The 1,754-nt window shown below is 62.5% G+C and carries 3 protein-coding genes; all 3 read right to left on the reverse strand.

Features of this window, described 5'->3' with window-relative positions:
• A partial coding sequence (locus EN906_RS33035; protein WP_164777565.1) for a TadE/TadG family type IV pilus assembly protein occupies positions 1 to 342 on the reverse strand: 342 nt, incomplete at its 3' end.
• Complete coding sequence (locus EN906_RS33040) at positions 332 to 757, reverse strand: TadE/TadG family type IV pilus assembly protein (protein ID WP_127270090.1); 426 nt, start codon at positions 755 to 757, stop codon at positions 332 to 334. The genes EN906_RS33035 and EN906_RS33040, both read right to left, overlap by 11 nt.
• Positions 758 to 776: 19 nt before the next feature.
• Positions 777 to 1,754: hypothetical protein (locus EN906_RS33045; RefSeq protein ID WP_127375718.1), on the reverse strand; the 978-nt coding region annotated here is incomplete at its 5' end.

A 1,754-nucleotide genomic window follows, 5' to 3' on the forward strand; every position in this document is an offset into this window, starting at 1 on the left:
GGGGAAGTCGATGACGAAGGCATAGGCCGCGGTCAGATGCGCCATGCGGAAGCCGCCGCTCACGGGGTCGATGGCGATGGTGACGTTCACGTCCTTGAACCCCAAGGCCTGCAATTTCTGCGTGGCGATCGATTGAATATCGGCCTGGGTCAGCGTGTTCTTAAGCTGCAGCGAGCGCGCAGACGTCTCCAGCGTATAGCGAACACTGGAGACCGAGTGCATCGACCAGCCAAAGGCGAATATTCCGAACAGCAGCATGACAAGGAAGGGCGCGATCAGCGCGAACTCCAGCCCGGCCCCGCCCGATCGATCCCGCCGGAACGCGCTTACCCTAGCGGACACGGATCGTCTCCTGGTGACCGATTACAGTGGAAGTGGCAAATGGGCCGAAGGCAATTGGCGGCACCCAGGTGCCCGATGCCTGTATCTGGACATAGACCGCCGGCACCTTCGGCCCACTGCACATGGTGGACGCGTCGACCACCGTCGCCCCGCACATACGGATGCGGCTTAGCGTGACCTGGCCGTCTTCCGGCCGATTTTCCCAACTCGCAATGGCAAGGGCCTGGGTCGCCGCATCATCGGTCGATCCGCTCATGACCAGGTTCGCGGCGGTCTTCACACCGGCGCGCATCGACAGTGAACTCGTTACGTAGGACCAGCCGTCCAGAATACCAAGCAGCACCAGGCACAGAATGGGCAGCACCATCGCGAACTCGACCGCCGCAACGCCCGAATCATCACCAAGGATCGGCATCGATGGGCGCCCCACGGAGCTACTCGGACAGTGCCACGGACCGCGCGGCTGGAATGTTGGGCACTCCGAGGCTCGAGCAATCCTGATTGATGGTTGAGTTACCGGACCATTGGATCGTATTGGCGACGACCCTGGTGCAGCCGCCATTGCCCGAGAAGTTGCCAAGATAGTTCACTTGCTGCTTGGGGAAGTAGATGGCCCCGGTCAAAAGCGAGTCCGCTGTGCCGTTGAATGTGCTGGATGCGATCATGCCGGTCCTGTCGCCGTAGAACAGAACGCCTGAGTAGGTGCCCGAAGTCGACGCGCTGAGCTTCACGGACGCATTGCCATTCATGCTGACGGTCGAACTGCCCGACATGAAGATGGTCACCCCGCTGCCGGTGATGGCTGCGTTGGCGTTTATCTTGAAACTGCCCTGGACGACATAGACGCCGGGCGAAAGCGTGACATTGCCCTTCAGGTTCATGCCGCTGCAATAGGTGCCTGGACCGAGCGTCGCCTTGTTGTCGTTCTGGCAGGGGGTCGCGGCCACCGGGGCCGGCAGGTCGACAAAGGGATCGCCGGCAGGCAGTGCCTGGGTGATCGGGACCGCGCAGACGGTGGTGACGGGGTTGCTGAGAGAGACACCGCCTGCCGATATCAGGCAATCGGCCTGCAGGCCGGCCGAGCCCTGAACCTTGATGGCGTCCGAGGCGATCGAATTGGACATGACCGAGCAGCCGTTGAGCTTGACGCTGGTGCTGCCGGAAAACAGCGCCGCCTGCGAAGCGGACGGATCGAGCGCGAGCATGCAAGCACTCGAAGCATCGGTAATGACGGCCACCGCCCTTGCCTGTTCGGGGACCTTGTCTTGCGTGAAGATCAGGGTGAACATCCGGTCGAGCTGCTGGCCGACGATCACCTCGACCGCTTTTTTCGCCGAATTCGGGCCGGAGGCCGGCGGCGTGTTGACGACGATCGTGCCCGAGCCCAGTCCGTTCGACGCCGCGGACTGGGT

This window comes from Mesorhizobium sp. M7A.F.Ca.CA.004.06.1.1, from assembly GCF_003999135.1.
In the GTDB taxonomy this organism is placed as follows: domain Bacteria; phylum Pseudomonadota; class Alphaproteobacteria; order Rhizobiales; family Rhizobiaceae; genus Mesorhizobium.